The sequence below is a fragment of the Cryptosporangium sp. NPDC051539 genome (genome assembly GCF_044454545.1).
Lineage (GTDB): Bacteria > Actinomycetota > Actinomycetes > Mycobacteriales > Cryptosporangiaceae > Cryptosporangium.
In genome coordinates, this window is the sequence record NZ_JBITDV010000011.1 from 171,878 (window position 1) to 186,687 (window position 14,810).

The 14,810-nt window shown below is 70.3% G+C and carries 18 protein-coding genes; 12 read left to right on the plus strand and 6 right to left on the minus strand.

The window, feature by feature from the left end; all coding sequences use genetic code 11:
• Positions 1 to 71 precede the first annotated feature (71 nt).
• The 5 genes from pstC to phoU (ACIBZJ_RS31145) all read left to right on the plus strand — a co-directional run bounded on the left by pstC (position 72) and on the right by phoU (ACIBZJ_RS31145) (position 4,388).
• Positions 72 to 1,091: a phosphate ABC transporter permease subunit PstC gene (gene pstC / locus ACIBZJ_RS31125; RefSeq protein WP_395935889.1), complete on the plus strand. Its 1,020-nt coding sequence runs from the start codon at positions 72 to 74 to the stop codon at positions 1,089 to 1,091.
• A gap of 2 nt (positions 1,092 to 1,093) precedes the next feature.
• Entirely contained in the window at positions 1,094 to 2,179 is a 1,086-nt protein-coding gene (gene pstA / locus ACIBZJ_RS31130; RefSeq protein WP_395935891.1) for a phosphate ABC transporter permease PstA, read from the plus strand.
• 33 nt (positions 2,180 to 2,212) lie between these two features.
• Positions 2,213 to 2,989 carry a phosphate ABC transporter ATP-binding protein PstB gene (pstB, locus tag ACIBZJ_RS31135; protein WP_395935893.1) on the plus strand — a complete coding sequence of 259 codons (777 nt, stop codon included), beginning with the start codon at positions 2,213 to 2,215 and terminating at the stop codon, positions 2,987 to 2,989.
• 30 nt (positions 2,990 to 3,019) lie between these two features.
• Positions 3,020 to 3,652: a phosphate signaling complex protein PhoU gene (gene phoU / locus ACIBZJ_RS31140; RefSeq protein WP_395935895.1), complete on the plus strand. Its 633-nt coding sequence runs from the start codon at positions 3,020 to 3,022 to the stop codon at positions 3,650 to 3,652.
• 82 nt (positions 3,653 to 3,734) lie between these two features.
• Positions 3,735 to 4,388, plus strand: a complete 654-nt coding sequence (gene phoU / locus ACIBZJ_RS31145; RefSeq protein WP_395935897.1) for a phosphate signaling complex protein PhoU — start codon at positions 3,735 to 3,737, stop codon at positions 4,386 to 4,388.
• A 25-nt stretch (positions 4,389 to 4,413) separates the two neighbouring features.
• Here phoU (ACIBZJ_RS31145) and ACIBZJ_RS31150 read toward each other — a convergent pair whose 3' ends face one another.
• Both ACIBZJ_RS31150 and ACIBZJ_RS31155 read right to left on the minus strand, forming a co-directional pair.
• Positions 4,414 to 5,409, minus strand: a complete 996-nt coding sequence (locus ACIBZJ_RS31150; protein ID WP_395935899.1) for an anion permease — start codon at positions 5,407 to 5,409, stop codon at positions 4,414 to 4,416.
• Positions 5,410 to 5,412: 3 nt separating this feature from the next.
• Positions 5,413 to 6,039 carry a DUF47 domain-containing protein gene (locus ACIBZJ_RS31155; protein WP_395935901.1) on the minus strand — a complete coding sequence of 209 codons (627 nt, stop codon included), beginning with the start codon at positions 6,037 to 6,039 and terminating at the stop codon, positions 5,413 to 5,415.
• Between the two features lie 282 nt (positions 6,040 to 6,321).
• On the opposite strand from ACIBZJ_RS31155, the gene ACIBZJ_RS31160 reads away from it, so the two are divergent.
• From ACIBZJ_RS31160 to ACIBZJ_RS31170, 3 genes are read left to right on the plus strand one after another with little or no spacing between them, the layout of a single operon-like run.
• Positions 6,322 to 7,236, plus strand: coding sequence for a DUF4352 domain-containing protein (locus ACIBZJ_RS31160; protein ID WP_395935903.1), 915 nt, complete (start codon positions 6,322 to 6,324; stop codon positions 7,234 to 7,236).
• 58 nt (positions 7,237 to 7,294) lie between these two features.
• Positions 7,295 to 7,597 (plus strand): DUF2516 family protein, encoded by a 303-nt coding sequence (locus ACIBZJ_RS31165; protein ID WP_395935905.1) that lies wholly within the window; start codon positions 7,295 to 7,297, stop codon positions 7,595 to 7,597.
• Between the two features lie 29 nt (positions 7,598 to 7,626).
• On the plus strand, positions 7,627 to 8,346 hold the full coding sequence (locus ACIBZJ_RS31170; RefSeq protein WP_395935907.1) for an alpha/beta fold hydrolase: 720 nt from the start codon (positions 7,627 to 7,629) through the stop codon (positions 8,344 to 8,346).
• Here the strand turns inward: ACIBZJ_RS31170 and ACIBZJ_RS31175 are convergent.
• Complete coding sequence (locus ACIBZJ_RS31175; RefSeq protein ID WP_395935909.1) at positions 8,321 to 9,379, minus strand: Glu/Leu/Phe/Val dehydrogenase dimerization domain-containing protein; 1,059 nt, start codon at positions 9,377 to 9,379, stop codon at positions 8,321 to 8,323. The two genes, ACIBZJ_RS31170 and ACIBZJ_RS31175, sit on opposite strands and share 26 nt — an antisense overlap.
• Positions 9,380 to 9,457: 78 nt before the next feature.
• Here ACIBZJ_RS31175 and ACIBZJ_RS31180 point away from each other — a divergent pair, with 78 nt between their 5' ends.
• The 3 genes from ACIBZJ_RS31180 to ACIBZJ_RS31190 are packed head-to-tail and all read left to right on the plus strand — an operon-like array spanning position 9,458 to position 10,993.
• A complete protein-coding gene (locus ACIBZJ_RS31180; RefSeq protein ID WP_395935911.1) occupies positions 9,458 to 9,913 on the plus strand; it encodes an Lrp/AsnC family transcriptional regulator in 456 nt (151 codons plus the stop codon).
• Positions 9,914 to 9,917: 4 nt separating this feature from the next.
• A complete protein-coding gene (locus ACIBZJ_RS31185; protein ID WP_395935913.1) occupies positions 9,918 to 10,643 on the plus strand; it encodes an alanyl-tRNA editing protein in 726 nt (241 codons plus the stop codon).
• A gap of 17 nt (positions 10,644 to 10,660) precedes the next feature.
• The gene (locus ACIBZJ_RS31190; RefSeq protein ID WP_395936280.1) at positions 10,661 to 10,993 is read left to right on the plus strand and encodes a DMT family transporter; all 333 of its coding nucleotides are present in this window, start codon (positions 10,661 to 10,663) and stop codon (positions 10,991 to 10,993) included.
• Here the strand turns inward: ACIBZJ_RS31190 and ACIBZJ_RS31195 are convergent.
• From ACIBZJ_RS31195 to ACIBZJ_RS31205, 3 genes are read right to left on the minus strand one after another with little or no spacing between them, the layout of a single operon-like run.
• The gene (locus ACIBZJ_RS31195) at positions 10,990 to 11,754 is read right to left on the minus strand and encodes a maleylpyruvate isomerase family mycothiol-dependent enzyme (RefSeq protein WP_395935915.1); all 765 of its coding nucleotides are present in this window, start codon (positions 11,752 to 11,754) and stop codon (positions 10,990 to 10,992) included. The genes ACIBZJ_RS31190 and ACIBZJ_RS31195 overlap by 4 nt on opposite strands.
• Before the next feature lie 47 nt (positions 11,755 to 11,801).
• The gene (locus ACIBZJ_RS31200) at positions 11,802 to 12,620 is read right to left on the minus strand and encodes a class I SAM-dependent methyltransferase (RefSeq protein WP_395935917.1); all 819 of its coding nucleotides are present in this window, start codon (positions 12,618 to 12,620) and stop codon (positions 11,802 to 11,804) included.
• Positions 12,617 to 13,375, minus strand: coding sequence for an SDR family oxidoreductase (locus ACIBZJ_RS31205; RefSeq protein ID WP_395935919.1), 759 nt, complete (start codon positions 13,373 to 13,375; stop codon positions 12,617 to 12,619). Before ACIBZJ_RS31205 ends, ACIBZJ_RS31200 begins: the two co-directional genes overlap by 4 nt.
• Before the next feature lie 143 nt (positions 13,376 to 13,518).
• Between ACIBZJ_RS31205 and mshA the strand changes: the two genes are divergently transcribed.
• Entirely contained in the window at positions 13,519 to 14,802 is a 1,284-nt protein-coding gene (gene mshA, locus ACIBZJ_RS31210; protein ID WP_395935921.1) for a D-inositol-3-phosphate glycosyltransferase, read from the plus strand.
• Positions 14,803 to 14,810 lie beyond the last annotated feature (8 nt).

A 14,810-nucleotide genomic window follows, 5' to 3' on the forward strand; every position in this document is an offset into this window, starting at 1 on the left:
CCGACGTGTCCTCGCCCGGCTCGGGCCTGTCGCCGGGTCTTCTTGCCCCTTCGTCCCAGAGGAAGTTCGTCATGGCTGACCCCTCCACGCAACCAGCCACCCTCACCAACCCGCCGCGGCAGCAGGCCCCCGGAAAGCCGAGCGGACTGGGCGGTCAGAAGTCGACCCGCGGTGGTGACGCGGTCTTCAAGTTCGTCTCGACCGGCGCCGGTGCGATCCTGCTGGCCATCATGGCCGCGATCGCGGTGTTCCTGCTCTACAAGTCCGTCGACGCCTTCACCGGCAACGACTCGAACTTCTTCACGACCAAGGAGTGGAACCCGGACCCGAGCGAGCCGGGCGGCGCGTCGTCGTTCGGTATCGCGGCCCTGACGTTCCACACCCTGATGACCGGCATCATCGCGATGCTCATCGCGGTGCCGGTCGCGATCGGCATCGCGCTGTTCATCACGTTCTACGCCCCGCGCCGGCTCTCGCAGACGCTCGGCTACCTGGTCGACCTGCTGGCCGCGGTGCCCTCGGTCGTCTACGGCCTCTGGGGTCTGTTCTTCCTGGTGCCGAACATGACCGGGCTGTCGGACTTCCTCGACGAGTATCTGGGCTGGATCCCGCTGTTCGACTACCGGCCGACCGGCATCCCCGGTAACCGGTCGGACTTCACGGTCGGCATCGTGCTCGCGGTGATGATCCTGCCGATCATCGCGGCGATCACCCGCGAGGTCTTCCGCCAGGTGCCGCCGGCCCACGTGGAGGGTGCGCTGGCGCTGGGGGCGACCCGCTGGGAAATGATCCGGCTCTCGGTGCTGCCGTTCGGCCGCCCGGGTATGACGTCGGCCGCGATCCTCGGCCTGGGCCGCGCGCTCGGCGAGACGCTGGCGGTGACGATCATCCTGGCCAGCGCCTACAACATCAACTTCCACATCCTGGAGAACGGCGGCGTCACGTTCGCGTCGAACATCGCGAACAAGTACGACGAGGCCGGTGACATCGGGACGAGCGCGCTCATCGCGTCCGGTCTCTGCCTGTTCGTCATCACGCTCGTCGTCAACTCGCTCTCCCAGCTGATCGTGCGTCGCAAGAAGGAGGCCTGATCATGGCTACTCTCCAGGCTTCCCCCGACCTCGGCAGCAATCTACGCGGGCAGAAGCTGCCCTCCTGGGCACCATGGGCGATCGCCGGCGGCGCGATCGTCCTGAGCGGACTGTTGTTCGGACTGACCGGTGACAGCTTCAACAAGGCCCGGTTCGCGGTGCTGGCCGCGCTGCTCTTCGTCGTCCTGCTGACCGGATCCAGCTTCGCCGTCGAAGGCCGCCGTCAGGCCACCGACCGGCTCTTCTCGACGTTCGTCTACTCGACGTTCGTCCTGGCCATGGCGCCGCTGGTCTCGATCATCTATTACACGCTGGCCAAGGGGCTCGGCGTCATCGACGGTGGGTTCCTCACCCACTCGATGTTCACGATCAGCCCGGACAGCTTCGGCGGTGGCGCCTACCACGCGATCATCGGCACGCTGATCGTCACCGGCATCGCCGCGGTGTTCGCGATCCCGATCGGTGTCCTGACCGCGGTGTACCTGGTCGAGTACGGCGACGGGAAGCGGTTCGCGCGGATCGTCAGTTTCTTCGTCGACGTCATGACGGGTATCCCGTCGATCGTCGCGGGTCTGTTCATCTTCACGTTCTGGCTGCTCACGCTGGGCTTCCAGAAGTCCGGTTTCGCCGGTGCGCTCTCGCTGGTCATCCTGATGCTGCCGGTCATCGTCCGGTCCACCGAGGAGATCCTGCGGCTGGTGCCGATGGAGCTGCGCGAAGCGTCGTACGCGCTCGGGGTTCCGAAGTGGAAGACGATCGTGCGGATCGTCCTGCCGACCGCGTTCAGCGGCATCGTCACCGGCGTGATGCTGGCCATCGCCCGTGCGATGGGTGAGACCGCGCCTTTGCTGCTGCTCGTCGGCACGCAGGCCAAGATCAACTTCGACCCGTTCTCGAACGGGGACTCCGCGAACCCGATGGCGACGCTGCCGACGTTCATCTACTCGCAGCTCGGCGCAGCCGCCGGCAACCCGGACGCGCCGGGCACCGCCCGCGCCTGGGGTGCGGCCGTGACGCTCATCGCGATCATCATGATCTTCAACCTGGCCGCCCGGTTCATCGGACGGTTCACCCGGGCCCGCGGCTGAGTCCCGCACACCCCTCTTCGAAAGGCGCCGAACATGTCCAAGGGACTCGAAGTCAAAGACCTGAACGTCTACTACGGCAGCTTCCTCGCGGTCGAGGGCGTGTCGATGTCGATCGAGGCGCGCTCGGTCACCGCGTTCATCGGCCCGTCCGGCTGCGGTAAGTCCACAGTGCTCCGCACGCTCAACCGGATGCACGAGGTCATCCCGGGTGCGCGCGTCGAGGGAGAGGTGCTGCTCGAGGGCGAGGACATCTACGGGAACTCCGTCGACCCGGTGAACGTCCGCCGGACGATCGGCATGGTGTTCCAGCGTCCGAACCCGTTCCCGACGATGTCGATCTACGACAACGTGATCGCCGGTCTGAAGCTCCAGGGCCGCCAGAAGAAGAGCACGCTCGACGACACCGTCGAGCGGTCGCTGCAGGGCGCGAACCTGTGGAACGAGGTCAAGGACCGTCTGAAGAAGCCGGGCGCCGGGCTCTCCGGTGGCCAGCAGCAGCGCCTGTGCATCGCCCGCGCGATCGCCGTCGAGCCCGACGTCCTGCTGATGGACGAGCCCTGCTCGGCGCTGGACCCGATCTCGACGCTGGCCATCGAGGACCTGATCCAGCAGCTGAAGACCGAATACACGATCGTCATCGTGACCCACAACATGCAGCAGGCCGCGCGGGTCAGCGAGCGGACCGGCTTCTTCAACCTCTCCGCCGTCGGCAAGCCCGGCAAGCTCGTGGAGATGGACGACACCCAGAAGATCTTCACCAACCCCACCGACAAGCGCACCGAGGACTACATCACCGGCCGCTTCGGCTGATCCGGGCCCCCTCAACACAGGAGACATCCCGTGCGTACCGAATTCCGCAGTGCCCTGACGTCGGCCGAGAGCACCCTGGCCGACCTGGCGGACACCGCTGCCGGGGCGATCGAGCAGGCCACGGTCGCTCTGCTCGAAGCGGACCTTTCCGCTGCCCAGCGAGCGCAGGAGCAGAACAAGGTTCTGCACGAGCGCGTGAACGAACTGGAGAACACCGCCTACGACCTGCTGGCTCTGCAGGCCCCGGTGGCGTCCGACCTCCGGGTCGTGGTGACGGTGGTCAAGCTGGGTGCCGACGTCGAGCGAATGGGCTCGCTGGCGGCGCACATCGCCGAGACCGCGCAACGGGGCTCGCGGATCCCCGAGCCGCTGGTGCCGGTCTTCCGTCAGATGGGCGAGGTGGCCCAGCAGATGGCGATCGACGCCGGTGCCGTGCTGCGCTCCCGCGACACCACCGACGCCGGGCGCCTGTCCGACGACGACGACACGGTCGACCGGCTCCGGCTGGAGCTGTTCCGCCAGATCGCCGGCAACTGGGAACACGGCGCGGAGGCCGCTGCCGACGCCGCTCTGCTCGGCCGCTACTACGAGCGCTTCGCCGATCACGCGGTCGCGATCGGTGACGCCGTGGTGTACCTGGTCACGGGTGTGGCGGCGGAGTAACCGTCCCTTTTGTATACCGAGCCCGACCCGCGTTCAGCGGGCCGGGCTCGGGTATGTTCCGGCACGACGACAGGGGTGGCACGTGCGCGAGGGCTTTCGCGGTCAGCTGGACGCAATCCGGGGTGCGCTGGCCGACATGACCCACACTGCGGCGACCGCGATGGAGCGGGCGACCGTGGCGCTCCTCGGCGCCGACCGGGAGGTCGCCGACGGCGTGGCCGCGCTCGCGATCCAGCTCGACGGCGCGCGACGGGCCGTCGAGGACCAGACGTACGAGGTGCTGGCGCTCCAGCAGCCGGTGGCCAGCGATCTGCGGACGATGGTGATGGCGATCAAGGTCGGTGGCGACATCGACCGGATGGGGTCGCTGGCCAATCACGTCGGCAAGATCGCGGTGCGCAGGCACCCGGGCTACGCGGTGCCCGACCAGCTGTTCCCGCTGTTCCGCCAGATGGGCGAGATGGCGGTGCGGATGGCTCGCGGGGCCGAGGCGGTGCTGCAGTCCAACGACGCCGCCGACGCCGGCCGGCTGGCGATCGACGACGACGCGATGGACGGCCTGCGCCGCACGCTGTTCCGGACGCTGCTCGACGAGTGGCCGTACGGCGTCGAGGCGGCGATCGACGTCGCCCTGCTCGGCCGCTACTACGAACGGTTCGCCGACCACGCGGTGTCGATCGCCGACGGCGTCGTCTACCTCGTGACCGGCGAACTCCCCAAGGAGTCCCTCGGCTAAGGGCTGAATCGTCCCCACGTGCCGATCAGAACAGCAGCGGGTGGAGAATCGTCTCCAGCGCGGCGGCGACCAGTGCGGCGGCGGGGATCGTCAGTACCCAGGCCGTGACGATGTTCGTCGCCACACCCCACCGCACCGCCGACAACCGCTTCGTCGCCCCGACCCCCATCACCGACGCGGTGATCGTGTGCGTCGTCGAGATCGGCACGTGGAACACGTACGCGGTCGTGTAGAGCACCGCGGCGGCCGCGGTCTCGGCGGCGAACCCGCGCGGCGGATCGAGGTGGATGATCCGCCGCCCGAGCGTCCGCATGATCCGCCATCCGCCGGAGTAGGTACCGGCCGCCAGCGCCAGAGCCACCGCGACGATCACCCAGAGTGGCACGTCGAAGCCGGTCTGGTAACCGCCGACGACCAGCGCCAGCACGATGACACCCATCGTCTTCTGGGCGTCCTGCAGGCCGTGCCCGAGCGCCATCGCGGCGGCCGACACGGTCTGCGCGTACCGGAACCCGCGGCTCATCCGGGCCGGGTGCGCCCGCCGGAACGTCCACAGGATCGCCAGCATCAGCGCGTATCCCAGGCCGAACCCCACCAGGGGTGACACCACCATCGGGATCACGACCTTGTCGATCACGCCGGACCACTTCACCAGCGCGTCCGACGACAGGGCCGCCCCGACCAGCCCGCCGATCAGCGCGTGCGAGGACGACGACGGCAGCCCGAAGTACCAGGTGATCAAGTTCCAGACGATCCCGCCGAACAGCGCGCAGAACACCAGCAGCAGCCCCTCGCCCCCGGACGGGGCGGAAACGATGCCCTCGCCGACGGTTTTCGCCACCTCGGTGCCCAGCAGTGCACCGGCCAGGTTCGCGACCGCGGCCATGATCAGCGCGGCCCGGGGCGTCAGCGCGCGGGTGGAGACCGACGTCGCGATCGCGTTCGCCGCGTCGTGGAAACCGTTCGTGTAGTCGAACGCCAGGGCGATCGCGATGATCGCCAGTACCGGCAGCAGCTCCACCGGTCAGGACTCCTTGACCGCGATCGTCTCGACCGTATTGGCCACGTGCTCGAACGCGTCCGCGGCGGCCTCGAGCTCGTCCGCGACCTCTTTGAGCTTCATCACGGTCAACGTGTCGTACTCGCCGCTGAACAGCCGCACCAGCAGCATCCGGTAGGCGTGGTCGCCCTCGTTCTCGATCTCGTTGGCCTCGATCCAGTACGCCTCGAGGTCCTTGAGCGACTGGAGCCTCGGCATCGCGGCCGCGGTCAGCACCGCCGCGCGGGACAGCGTCTCGATCAGCTCGTGCATCTCCCGGGGCAGCGCGGGCAGCTGCGAGAGCCCGTACAGGTAGATGAGGTTCCCGGCGCCCTCCATGTGGTCCATGACGTCGTCCAGCAGCGACCCGAGCCGGTAGATGTCCTCGCGGTCGAAGGGCGTGACGAACGTCGAGTTCAGCTTCCGGAGCAGCGCGTGCGTCACGTCGTCGTTGGCGTGTTCGATGTCCTGGAGCCGGTCGGAGATCGATTGGAAGTCCGGATCGGCCAGGCTCAGCTCACCGAGGATGTCCGCGCCCGTCACCAGGTTGTTGGCGGCCTGGCTGAAGAAGTCGTAGAAGGCGGTCTCGGTGGGGCGGAGGCGGATACGCACGTGAACCCCTGTGAAAAGTGAGGTGGCCAAAAGGTGGACTGCACGATGATGCTAGGCAAACCGGATGCGTCGGCGTGATTCGGCGTCTGTTTCCGCACCCCGGCGAGCCTCGATCGGCGTCGGCTGCGGGCCGGGCGCGTACCGGTACGCGAGCGGGCCGGTACTCAGTGCGAGCACGGCGTCGGCCAGGGTTAACGAAGCCTCAAGGCCGCCGCCAACTTCGGCGCGGCCGTGATTGGATGCTGCGGTCACGTGTGAACGCCTGATGATGGAGTTTCTCGAATGGCACAGCCCGAGGCGCCCGGCCCCGCGGCCCCTGGTCCCTACTCCGGCTACGGAGCACCCGGCTACGGGCCTCCCGCTGCCGGAGCCCCCGGACCAGGCGCGCCGGCCCCCGGCTACGGAGCCCCGGGCTACGGCCCGCCCGCGTCCGGTGCTCCGGCATCCGGTGGGCCCGCCCCGGGCTACGGCCCGCCGTCGTCCGGCTACGGAACCCCGGAATACGGGCCGTCCGCCTACGGGGCGCCGCAGGCGAACGCCGCCTACGGCGCGCCGCCGCCCCCGCCTCCGAACCGGCCGGTCGGCCTGATCATCGGGGCGATCGTGGCGGCCGTGGTGCTGATCATGGTGGCCGGCGGCGTGATCGCAGCGGTCGTCATCAACAACCGCGGTTCGAACGACGACCCGACGATCGCGGCCAGCGACGGCCCCACCGCGGCGCCGACGACGCAGGGCGCGCCGTCGGCGGCCGAAGACCCGACCACCGACTCGACGGCCCCGACGAGCGGCCGCGGCGTGATCGGCAAGCCGGTCCAGCAGGGCGACATCATCATGACCGTGCTCGCGAAGCCCGAGTGCGGCGTGAAGTCGATCGGCAGCGGTTACACGACGTACGAGCCCAAAAAGGGCCAGTGGTGCCTGATCAGCATGAAGTTCGAGAACGTCGGCAAGTCCGCGGTGAAGCCTCGCTCGTACAGCACCAAGCTGATCGACGGGCAGGGCGGCGAGACGCTGATGGATCTGTTCTCGTTCAAGGCGAACCCGGACGACAAACTCGACCTGTTCGAGAACATCTACCCGGGCAAGGCCGTCACCGGCATCATCGCGTTCGACATCCCGTCCGACCAGGTCCCGGCCACGCTGAAGCTGAACCCGGACGGCGACTACGACGACGAGGTCCAGATCTCACTCAAGTAAGCGGCGGTGGCTACCGGGTCAACGCCCCTTACCTAGCGCACTCCCGTAGGCTGGGAGCGTGGGTGGATGGGTAGGCCAAGTCATCGGGGCCATCAACGTGGTGGTCCTGGTCGTCAGTCTCGCGCTCGAGGCGTGGGCGTTCGTGCACGCCTTGATGCAGAAGGCCGAAGCGTTCCCGGCCGTCGAGACGTTGCAGAAGGGCGTCTGGCTGGCGCTGATCGGCGGCACGATGCTCGCGTCGCTGCTGTTCTTCGCCTTCGGCATGCTCTTCGCGATGATCGCGCTGATCGCGGCGCTGGTGTACCTGCTCGATGTGCGCCCGCGTATCCGCGAGATCAGCAACGGCGGTAGGAGCTGGTAGACCGGCTGGTCACCGGCGGCGGCGAGCCGGTGACGGTGTTCGCGCACGGTCTCGGCGGCAGCATCGCCGATACGCGTCCGCTCGGGTCCGGCGTGAGCGGCACCCGGGTCTTCCTCTCGTTCCGCGGCCACGGTGCCTCGGAGCCGCTCCGGGTCGGCTGGACCTACCGCGACCTCGCCGACGACCTGCTCCAGGTGGCCGACGAGTACGGCGCGACCAGGGCGGTCGGCACCAGCCTCGGTGCCGGTGCGCTGACCCGCCTGGTCGCCGACGCACCCGGCCGTTTCGAACGTCTGGTGTTCTTCCTGCCCGCCGCGCTCGACCGGCCCCGGCCGGTGGAGGCCCGGAGCCGGTTCGCCGCGATGGTGTCGGCGCTCGAGGACGACGATCCCGAGCGACTGGCCGCCGTGGTCACGCTGGAGGTCCCGGAGCCGAACGCGTCGAGCACCGCGGCCCGGGCCTACGTCCGGCAGCGGGTCGCCGCGCTGCGCGCGCCGGGCATCGCCGAGGCACTCCGCCGCCTGCCCACACTGACCGTTCTTCCTTCTGCGGACGCGCTGCGCGCGGTCACTGCCCCCGCGCTCGTGCTGGGCTGCGCCGGCGATCCGCTCCACCCGGCCGGGGTTGCTCAGGCGCTGGCGGACGCTCTGCCGAGCGCGCAGCTGCACCTCTACCCCGAACCCGGAGTCCTCTGGAACCAGCGGGCCGACCTCCGCCGCCGGATCAGTTCGTTCCTAGCCGTTCGGTGACGAGCCGTTCGGTGACCAGCCGTTCGGCGGCCGCGGCCGGAGTGAGTCCCTCGGCCTCGGCCAGCTGGTAGACCCGGGTCAGCGTCTCGCCGATCGCGTCGATGCGGGCGGCCACCGCGGCCTCGGGCTCGCGGTAGAGCTCGGTGGCGACCGCGTGGACGATGCCGCCGGCGCTGACCACGTAGTCGGGGGCCCAGAGGATGCCGCGGTCGTGCAGTAGCCCGGCGACGTCCGCGGACGCGAGCTGGTTGTTCGCCGGGCCGACGATCGCCCGGCAGCGCAGCTCCGGTACCAGGGCCGGCGTCAGCACGCCCCCGAGCGCGGCGGGCACCAGCACGTCGACCTCGGCGGTGAGCGCCGACTCGGGGGACGCCCATCGCGCTCCGAGCTCGTCGGCCAGTGCTTCGGCGTCGGCCCGGACGTCGGAAACGACCAACCGGGCCCCGGCCGAGGCGAGCCGCCGGGCGACGTCCGCCCCTACCGAGCCGAGCCCGACGACGGCGAACGTCCGGCCGGCCGGCCACGAACGTGCGGAGGCCGTCGCACCGCCCGGATCCGGCAGGCGGTCGACCGTGGCGCGGAGCGCTGCGAGGACTCCGGCCGCCGTGCCGGGGGACGAGCTGCCGCTGCCGCCGGCCGACACCGGCCGGCAGAAGGCATGGGAGGTGCGCTCGCCGATCACGACCATGTCGTCGGACGAGGTCCCCACGTCGGGCCCGGTGCCGTACCGGCCGCCGAGTGCCTCCACCGCGTCGCCGACGTCGAGCAGCAGTTCCCGCCGGTCCGGACGCGCTCCCGGAGGCAGTGCGACCACGGTCTTGCCCCCTCCGTTCGCGAGTCCGGCCAGCGCGTTCTTGGCGGTCATCGAGGACGAGAGCCGGAGCGCGTCCTCGACGCCGTCGCGCCAGTCGGCGTAGTTCCAGATCCGGCAGCCGCCCAGCGCCTGCCCCCGTGCGGTCGAGTGGATCGCGACGACGATCGGAACCCCGGACCGGCGACCCGCAGTGACGTGAAGCTCCTCATGCGTGAACATGCCGAGAACGTAGAGCCATCTGCGGCGTGAAAGCCGACAGGCCGAACGAAATTCGGTCCGTCCGCAAGAATGCCGGTCATGGACGACATTGATTCGGCGATCCTGGCCCATCTCCAGCGCGACGCACGGCAGACCAACCGCGAGCTGGCCGCCGCGGTCGGGCTCGCCCCTTCCACCTGCCTGGAGCGCGTCCGGGCGCTGCGGGCCGCGGGCGTGCTCACCGGCTTCCACGCGGCGGTCGACCTGGCCGCGATGAACCGCCGGGTGCAGGCGTTGATCTCGGTGCAGGTCCGGCCGCTCAGCCGCGAAGTCATCCAGAGCTTCAAGAGCTACACGGCCGCGCTGCCCGAGGTGCTCTCGGTGTACGTCGTGACCGGCCAGCACGACATCCTGCTGCACGTCGCGGTGCCCCATGTCGACGCGATGCACACGTTCCTGATGGACCGGATCACCGTGCGCCGGGAGGTGATCGGGTTCAACACCTCGGTGATCTACCAGCACACGCGAAACGCGGTGGTGTCGCCGCTACCGTGACGGCATGCCGCACACCCACCGACTCGACCTGCTCGACCCGACGCTGCGCGAGTGGGATGCCACCGTGCTGCACGTCGACACCGAAAACCCGGAGCAGGGGATCGTGCTCGACCGCTCGGCGTTCTACCCGGGCGGCGGAGGCCAGCCGCCGGACCACGGGACGCTGCTCTGGGGCGGCACCCAGACGCGCATCGCCGGTACCCGCAAGGGCGACGACCTGTACCTGATCCCGCAGGAAGGCGACCCGGTGCCGCCGGTCGGCACTGCCGTCCGGGGCGCACTCGACGACGAGCGCCGGACGCTCCTCATGCGGACGCACTCCGGCCTGCACGTCCTCTGCGGGGTCGTGTTCCGCGACTTCGGCGCGCTGGTCACCGGCGGCAACATGGAGCCGGGCGAGGCCCGGATGGACTTCAACCTCCCCGAGGTGCCCGCCGGCTTCAAGCAGACGATCGAGGACGCGGTCAACCTCGAGGTGGACGCCGACCGGCCGGTCGAGGTCAAGGTGCTGCCGCGCGACGAGGCGTTCGCGATCCCCGACATCGTCCGGACCGCGACGAACCTGGTGCCGCGGGAGCTCACCGAAGTCCGCGTGGTGGACATCGTCGGACTGGACGCCCAGGCCGACGGCGGTACCCACGTAGCGTCTACGAAACAGATCGGCCGCATCACGGTGGCCAAGATCGAGAACAAGGGGCGCGGGTTCCGCCGGGTGCGGGTGCGCCTCTGATGACGGAGAGGTCGTTCGTGGGCGTGTGGGTATGGCTGGCGTCGGCGATCGTGGCCGAGGTGACCGCGACCAGCGCGCTGAAGGCCTCGCACGGGTTCACGGTGCTCTGGGCGAGCATCGTGGTCGTGCTCGGGTACGGCTGGTCGTTCTTCGGGCTGTCGCAGGCGCTGAAACTCGGCCTGGGCATCGGCACCGCCTACGCGGTCTGGGCCGGTGTCGGCACCGGCCTGATCGCGATCATCGGCTGGGTCGCGTTCGGCGACAAGCTCGGGATGACCGCGATCGCAGGCATCCTGCTGATCGTCGTCGGGGTCGTGCTGGTCAACCTGAGCGGTACCGCCCACTCCTAGGCGTTGAACAGTGCCTCGGGTAGCGCGGGGTTGCCCTCGACGGTGAGCACCGACAGCGGGATCCGGCCCCAGAGCGCGAGTTCCAGATCGCTCGCGGTGCCGGTCACGGCCGACTGGGCGTGCGGCGGGTCGTCGAAGACCGTGCCGGTGTCCAGTAGCGAGATACCGACGCCCCGCATCCGCACGGCCCAGTGGGCGTCCACGTCCGTCGCGCGCAGCGTCACCACGCCGCGGGGAGTGTCGTCGGCCCAGTCGTGCTTGGCCGGCAGGAACGTGTCGAGCATCTCGTCCACGCCGTCGACGGCCAGCCGGGCGTCGATCGGTTCGGTGAGGGCCGCACCGGCGCCGAGCTGGGCGTCCCAGCGGTGGATCGCGGTCTCGTGCGCCATCCGGCGGAACCAGAACCGCGCGACCGGCTCCTGAATGGACCAGTTCCAGGCCGGCGTACTCGGATCGGTCGACCCGAGCGCGGCCAGGAGGATCCGGAACGACTCGTCCCACCACTCGATGACGTCCGTACCGGACGGCGCGGCCTCGGGCGCCTCCCCGTCTTCGGGCGGCGTCGTGACGCCGCGGACCACGTGCGCGCCGTGGAACCGGTAGACGGCCCCGACGTGGGCGACCAGCCGCTCGACGTTCCACCCCGGACAGGACGGAACCGGCGAAGCCAGTGTCTCGGGGGTGAGCGCCGCACGGAAGCCCGCGCCTTCGCGCCGCAGGTTGTCCAGCCAGAATTCCGCGTCCGGGCGGCTCTCGCTCATGAGTCGCGTCCTGTCGTGGTGGGAGGCTTTTTGGGGTCGGCACAAGCCTAGGGCGTCGCAGGGTCCGAGGCGCGGGGAGCTACCGCGTCCCAGGGGAGCGTCACCTCGCCGAGCCGCCATCGCCTCGCGGTCCCCCGTACCGGCCAGCCTTCGCCGGCCAGGCGACCCACCGCGTCGAGGAAGCGCTGCCGCGGCCCGAACGGCGCCATCGGGGCAGCGGCGTCCCAGGCCGCGTCGAACGCGTCGAACAGCGCGTGCACGCGCTCGCCGGGCACGTTCCGGTGGATGAGGGCCTTCGGCAGGCGCTCGGCGAGCGTCGACGGCCGGTCGAGGGACGCGAGCCGGACCGAGAACGTCAGCGTCCGGGGACCCTCCGGACCGACGGCGACCCAGCCCCCGATCCGGCCGAGCTCATCACAGGTTCCGTCGATCAGCAGGCCGTCGGGCGCGAGGCCTCCGCGCAACGTCGTCCAGGCGTCGGCGGCGGCCTGCTCGTCGTACTGGCGCAGCACGTTGGCGGCCCGGATCACGGCCGGTCGCAGCCCGGCCAGCTCGAACCCACCCCGCCGGAACGTCAGCCCGGGCGGCTCGGCGGCGTCGGCGGCGGCGGCCACCCGGTCGGCGTCGAGCTCCAGGCCGACCACCCGGACGTCCGGATGCACCGACCGCAACCGGGTGTAGAGCTCCACGGTCGTGACCGGGGACGCGCCGTACCCGAGGTCGACGACCAGCGGCGCGGGCCGGGCCCGCATTTCCTCGACGAGCCAGCGGTCCATCCGGCGCAGCCGGTTCGGATTGGTGGTGCCTCGGGTGGGCAGGCCCAGCGCGCGAGCGCGCCCCGCGGCCAGCCGCGGGGCACGTTTCACCTGGTCCGGGAGACCTTGTAGTTGGACGCCTGGGCGACCGGGCGGACGACGACGAGGTCGATGTCGACGTGCTTGGGCCGAGTGACGGTCCAGCCGACGATGTCAGCGATGTCGTCGGCGGTCAGCGGCTCGGCGACGCCCTCGTACACCTTGTCGGCGCGGGCGTCGTCGCCGCCGAAGCGGTTCAGCGAGAACTCGTCGGTCTTCACCATGCCGGGTGCGATTTCGGTCACCCGGATCGGCAGCCCGTTGAGCTCCAGCCGCAGCGTCTCGGAGAACGCGTTGATCGCGTGCTTGGCCCCGGTGTACCCGCCGCCGCCTTCGTAGACGCCGTGCCCGGCGGTGGACGACATCAACACGACGATCGCGTCGTCGGCGGCCTTCAGCGCCGGCAGCAGCGCCTTCGTGACCCGCAGCGTGCCGATGACGTTGACCTCGTACATCCACTGCCAGTCGGCCGGGTCGGTGACCTCGATCGGCTCCTGCCCTTTGGCGCCGCCGGCGTTGTTGAGCAGCACTTTCACCGGCCCGGGCAGGGCTTCGACAGCGCGGGCGAACGCGGCCACCGAGCCTTCGTCGGTGACGTCGAGGGGGATCGCGACGCCGTCGATCTCGGCGGCGAGTTCGTCGAGCCGGTCCTTGCGCCTGGCACCCAGCGCCACCTGGAATCCCTCGGCGGCCAGCCGCCGGGCGCTCGCTGCTCCGATACCACTGCTGGCGCCGGTGACCACGGCGACCGGACGGGGGTTGCTCATACCCCGATAGTGCCGCATGCCACGTGCGGTCACCGACGAGCGTCCGCTGGAAGATAGTTGAAGTCGGGAGTGTTACGTAAGCTCAGGCCGGGGGATGACCGACGCCGTTCTTCTCATGGTCTACCTCGTGGAGGGGAGTACGGGTGTCGTTGTCGACCCGCAATCGCGGGCGGTTGCCTCGTCGGGTAGCGACGATCACCCTCCATACCTCTCCGCTAGATCAACCAGGAACCGGCGACGCGGGCGGGCTCAACGTCTACGTCGCCGAGGTGTCCCGGCGGCTCGCGGCGGCGGGCGTCGAGATCGAGATCTTCACCAGGGCGACGTCGTCCGACCTGCCGCCGGTCGTCGAGATGGCTCCCGGGGTGCTGGTCAGGCACGTGCCGGCCGGTCCGTACGAGGGTCTTCCCCGGGACGAGCTGCCCGGCCAGCTCTGCGCGTTCTCCGGTGCGGTGCTCGAGGCCGAGGCGCACCAGGAACCCGGCTGGTACGACCTCGTGCACTCGCACTACTGGCTCTCCGGCCAGGTCGGCAGCCTCGCCCGGATGCGGTGGGGCGTCCCGCTCGTGCACTCCGCGCACACGCTCGCGAAAGTGAAGAACGCGGCGCTGGCCCTCGGCGACAAGCCGGAGCCGGCCGGCCGAGTGCTCGGCGAGGAGCAGGTGGTGGCCGACTCCGACCTGCTGGTCGCGAACACGCCGGCCGAAGCCGGGCAACTCGTCGAGCTCTACGGCGCCGACCCCGAACGGGTGTCGACGGTGGCGCCCGGCGTCGACCTGGCGCGGTTCCAGCCCGGAGACCGGCGGGTCGCCCGGCGCCGGTTCGGCCTGCCGGAAGACGGCACCGTGCTGCTGTTCGTCGGCCGGATCCAGCCGCTGAAAGCCCCCGACATCCTGGTGCGGGCGGCGGCCGACCTGGTGGCGTCCGACCCGTCGCTGCGGCAGTCGCTGACCGTCGTCGTGTGCGGCGGCGCGAGCGGCAACGGGATGGGGGAGCCGGCCGCGCTGCGGCGGCTCGCGTCCTCCCTGGGCGTGGCCGATCTCGTCCGGTTCCTGAAGCCGCTGCCGCCGGACGAGCTGGGTCAGCTCTACCGGGCCGCGGACGTGACGGTCGTCCCCAGCCACAACGAGTCGTTCGGGCTGGTGGCGGTCGAGTCGCAGGCCTGCGGTACGCCGGTGGTGGCCGCCGCGGTCGGCGGTTTACGGACCGCGGTCGCCGACGGACAGTCGGGTGTGCTGGTGCCGTCGCACGACCCGGCCGACTACGCGACCGTGCTGCGCCGGCTGATCGCCGAGCAGCGCTACCGGGCGAAGCTCGGGCACGGAGGCGTACAGCACGCAGCGATGTTCTCCTGGCAGCGCACGGCTGACGGCCTGCTGGATGGGTACCGTGCCGCCATGCGTTCGCGCTACCTGACGCCGGTCTGAGGAGGTCG

What these genes read in the sequence shown, in the direction of transcription:
- ACIBZJ_RS31195 (WP_395935915.1), bottom strand. Translation starts at nt 11,754, where the DNA reads ATGAGCGAGAGCCGCCCGGACGCGGAATTCTGGCTGGACAACCTGCGG.
- ACIBZJ_RS31180 (WP_395935911.1), top strand. Translation starts at nt 9,458, where the DNA reads ATGGACGACATTGATTCGGCGATCCTGGCCCATCTCCAGCGCGACGCA.
- pstA (WP_395935891.1), top strand. Translation starts at nt 1,094, where the DNA reads ATGGCTACTCTCCAGGCTTCCCCCGACCTCGGCAGCAATCTACGCGGG.
- ACIBZJ_RS31160 (WP_395935903.1), top strand. Translation starts at nt 6,322, where the DNA reads ATGGCACAGCCCGAGGCGCCCGGCCCCGCGGCCCCTGGTCCCTACTCC.
- ACIBZJ_RS31175 (WP_395935909.1), bottom strand. Translation starts at nt 9,379, where the DNA reads ATGTTCACGCATGAGGAGCTTCACGTCACTGCGGGTCGCCGGTCCGGG.
- pstB (WP_395935893.1), top strand. Translation starts at nt 2,213, where the DNA reads ATGTCCAAGGGACTCGAAGTCAAAGACCTGAACGTCTACTACGGCAGC.
- ACIBZJ_RS31205 (WP_395935919.1), bottom strand. Translation starts at nt 13,375, where the DNA reads ATGAGCAACCCCCGTCCGGTCGCCGTGGTCACCGGCGCCAGCAGTGGT.
- ACIBZJ_RS31185 (WP_395935913.1), top strand. Translation starts at nt 9,918, where the DNA reads ATGCCGCACACCCACCGACTCGACCTGCTCGACCCGACGCTGCGCGAG.
- pstC (WP_395935889.1), top strand. Translation starts at nt 72, where the DNA reads ATGGCTGACCCCTCCACGCAACCAGCCACCCTCACCAACCCGCCGCGG.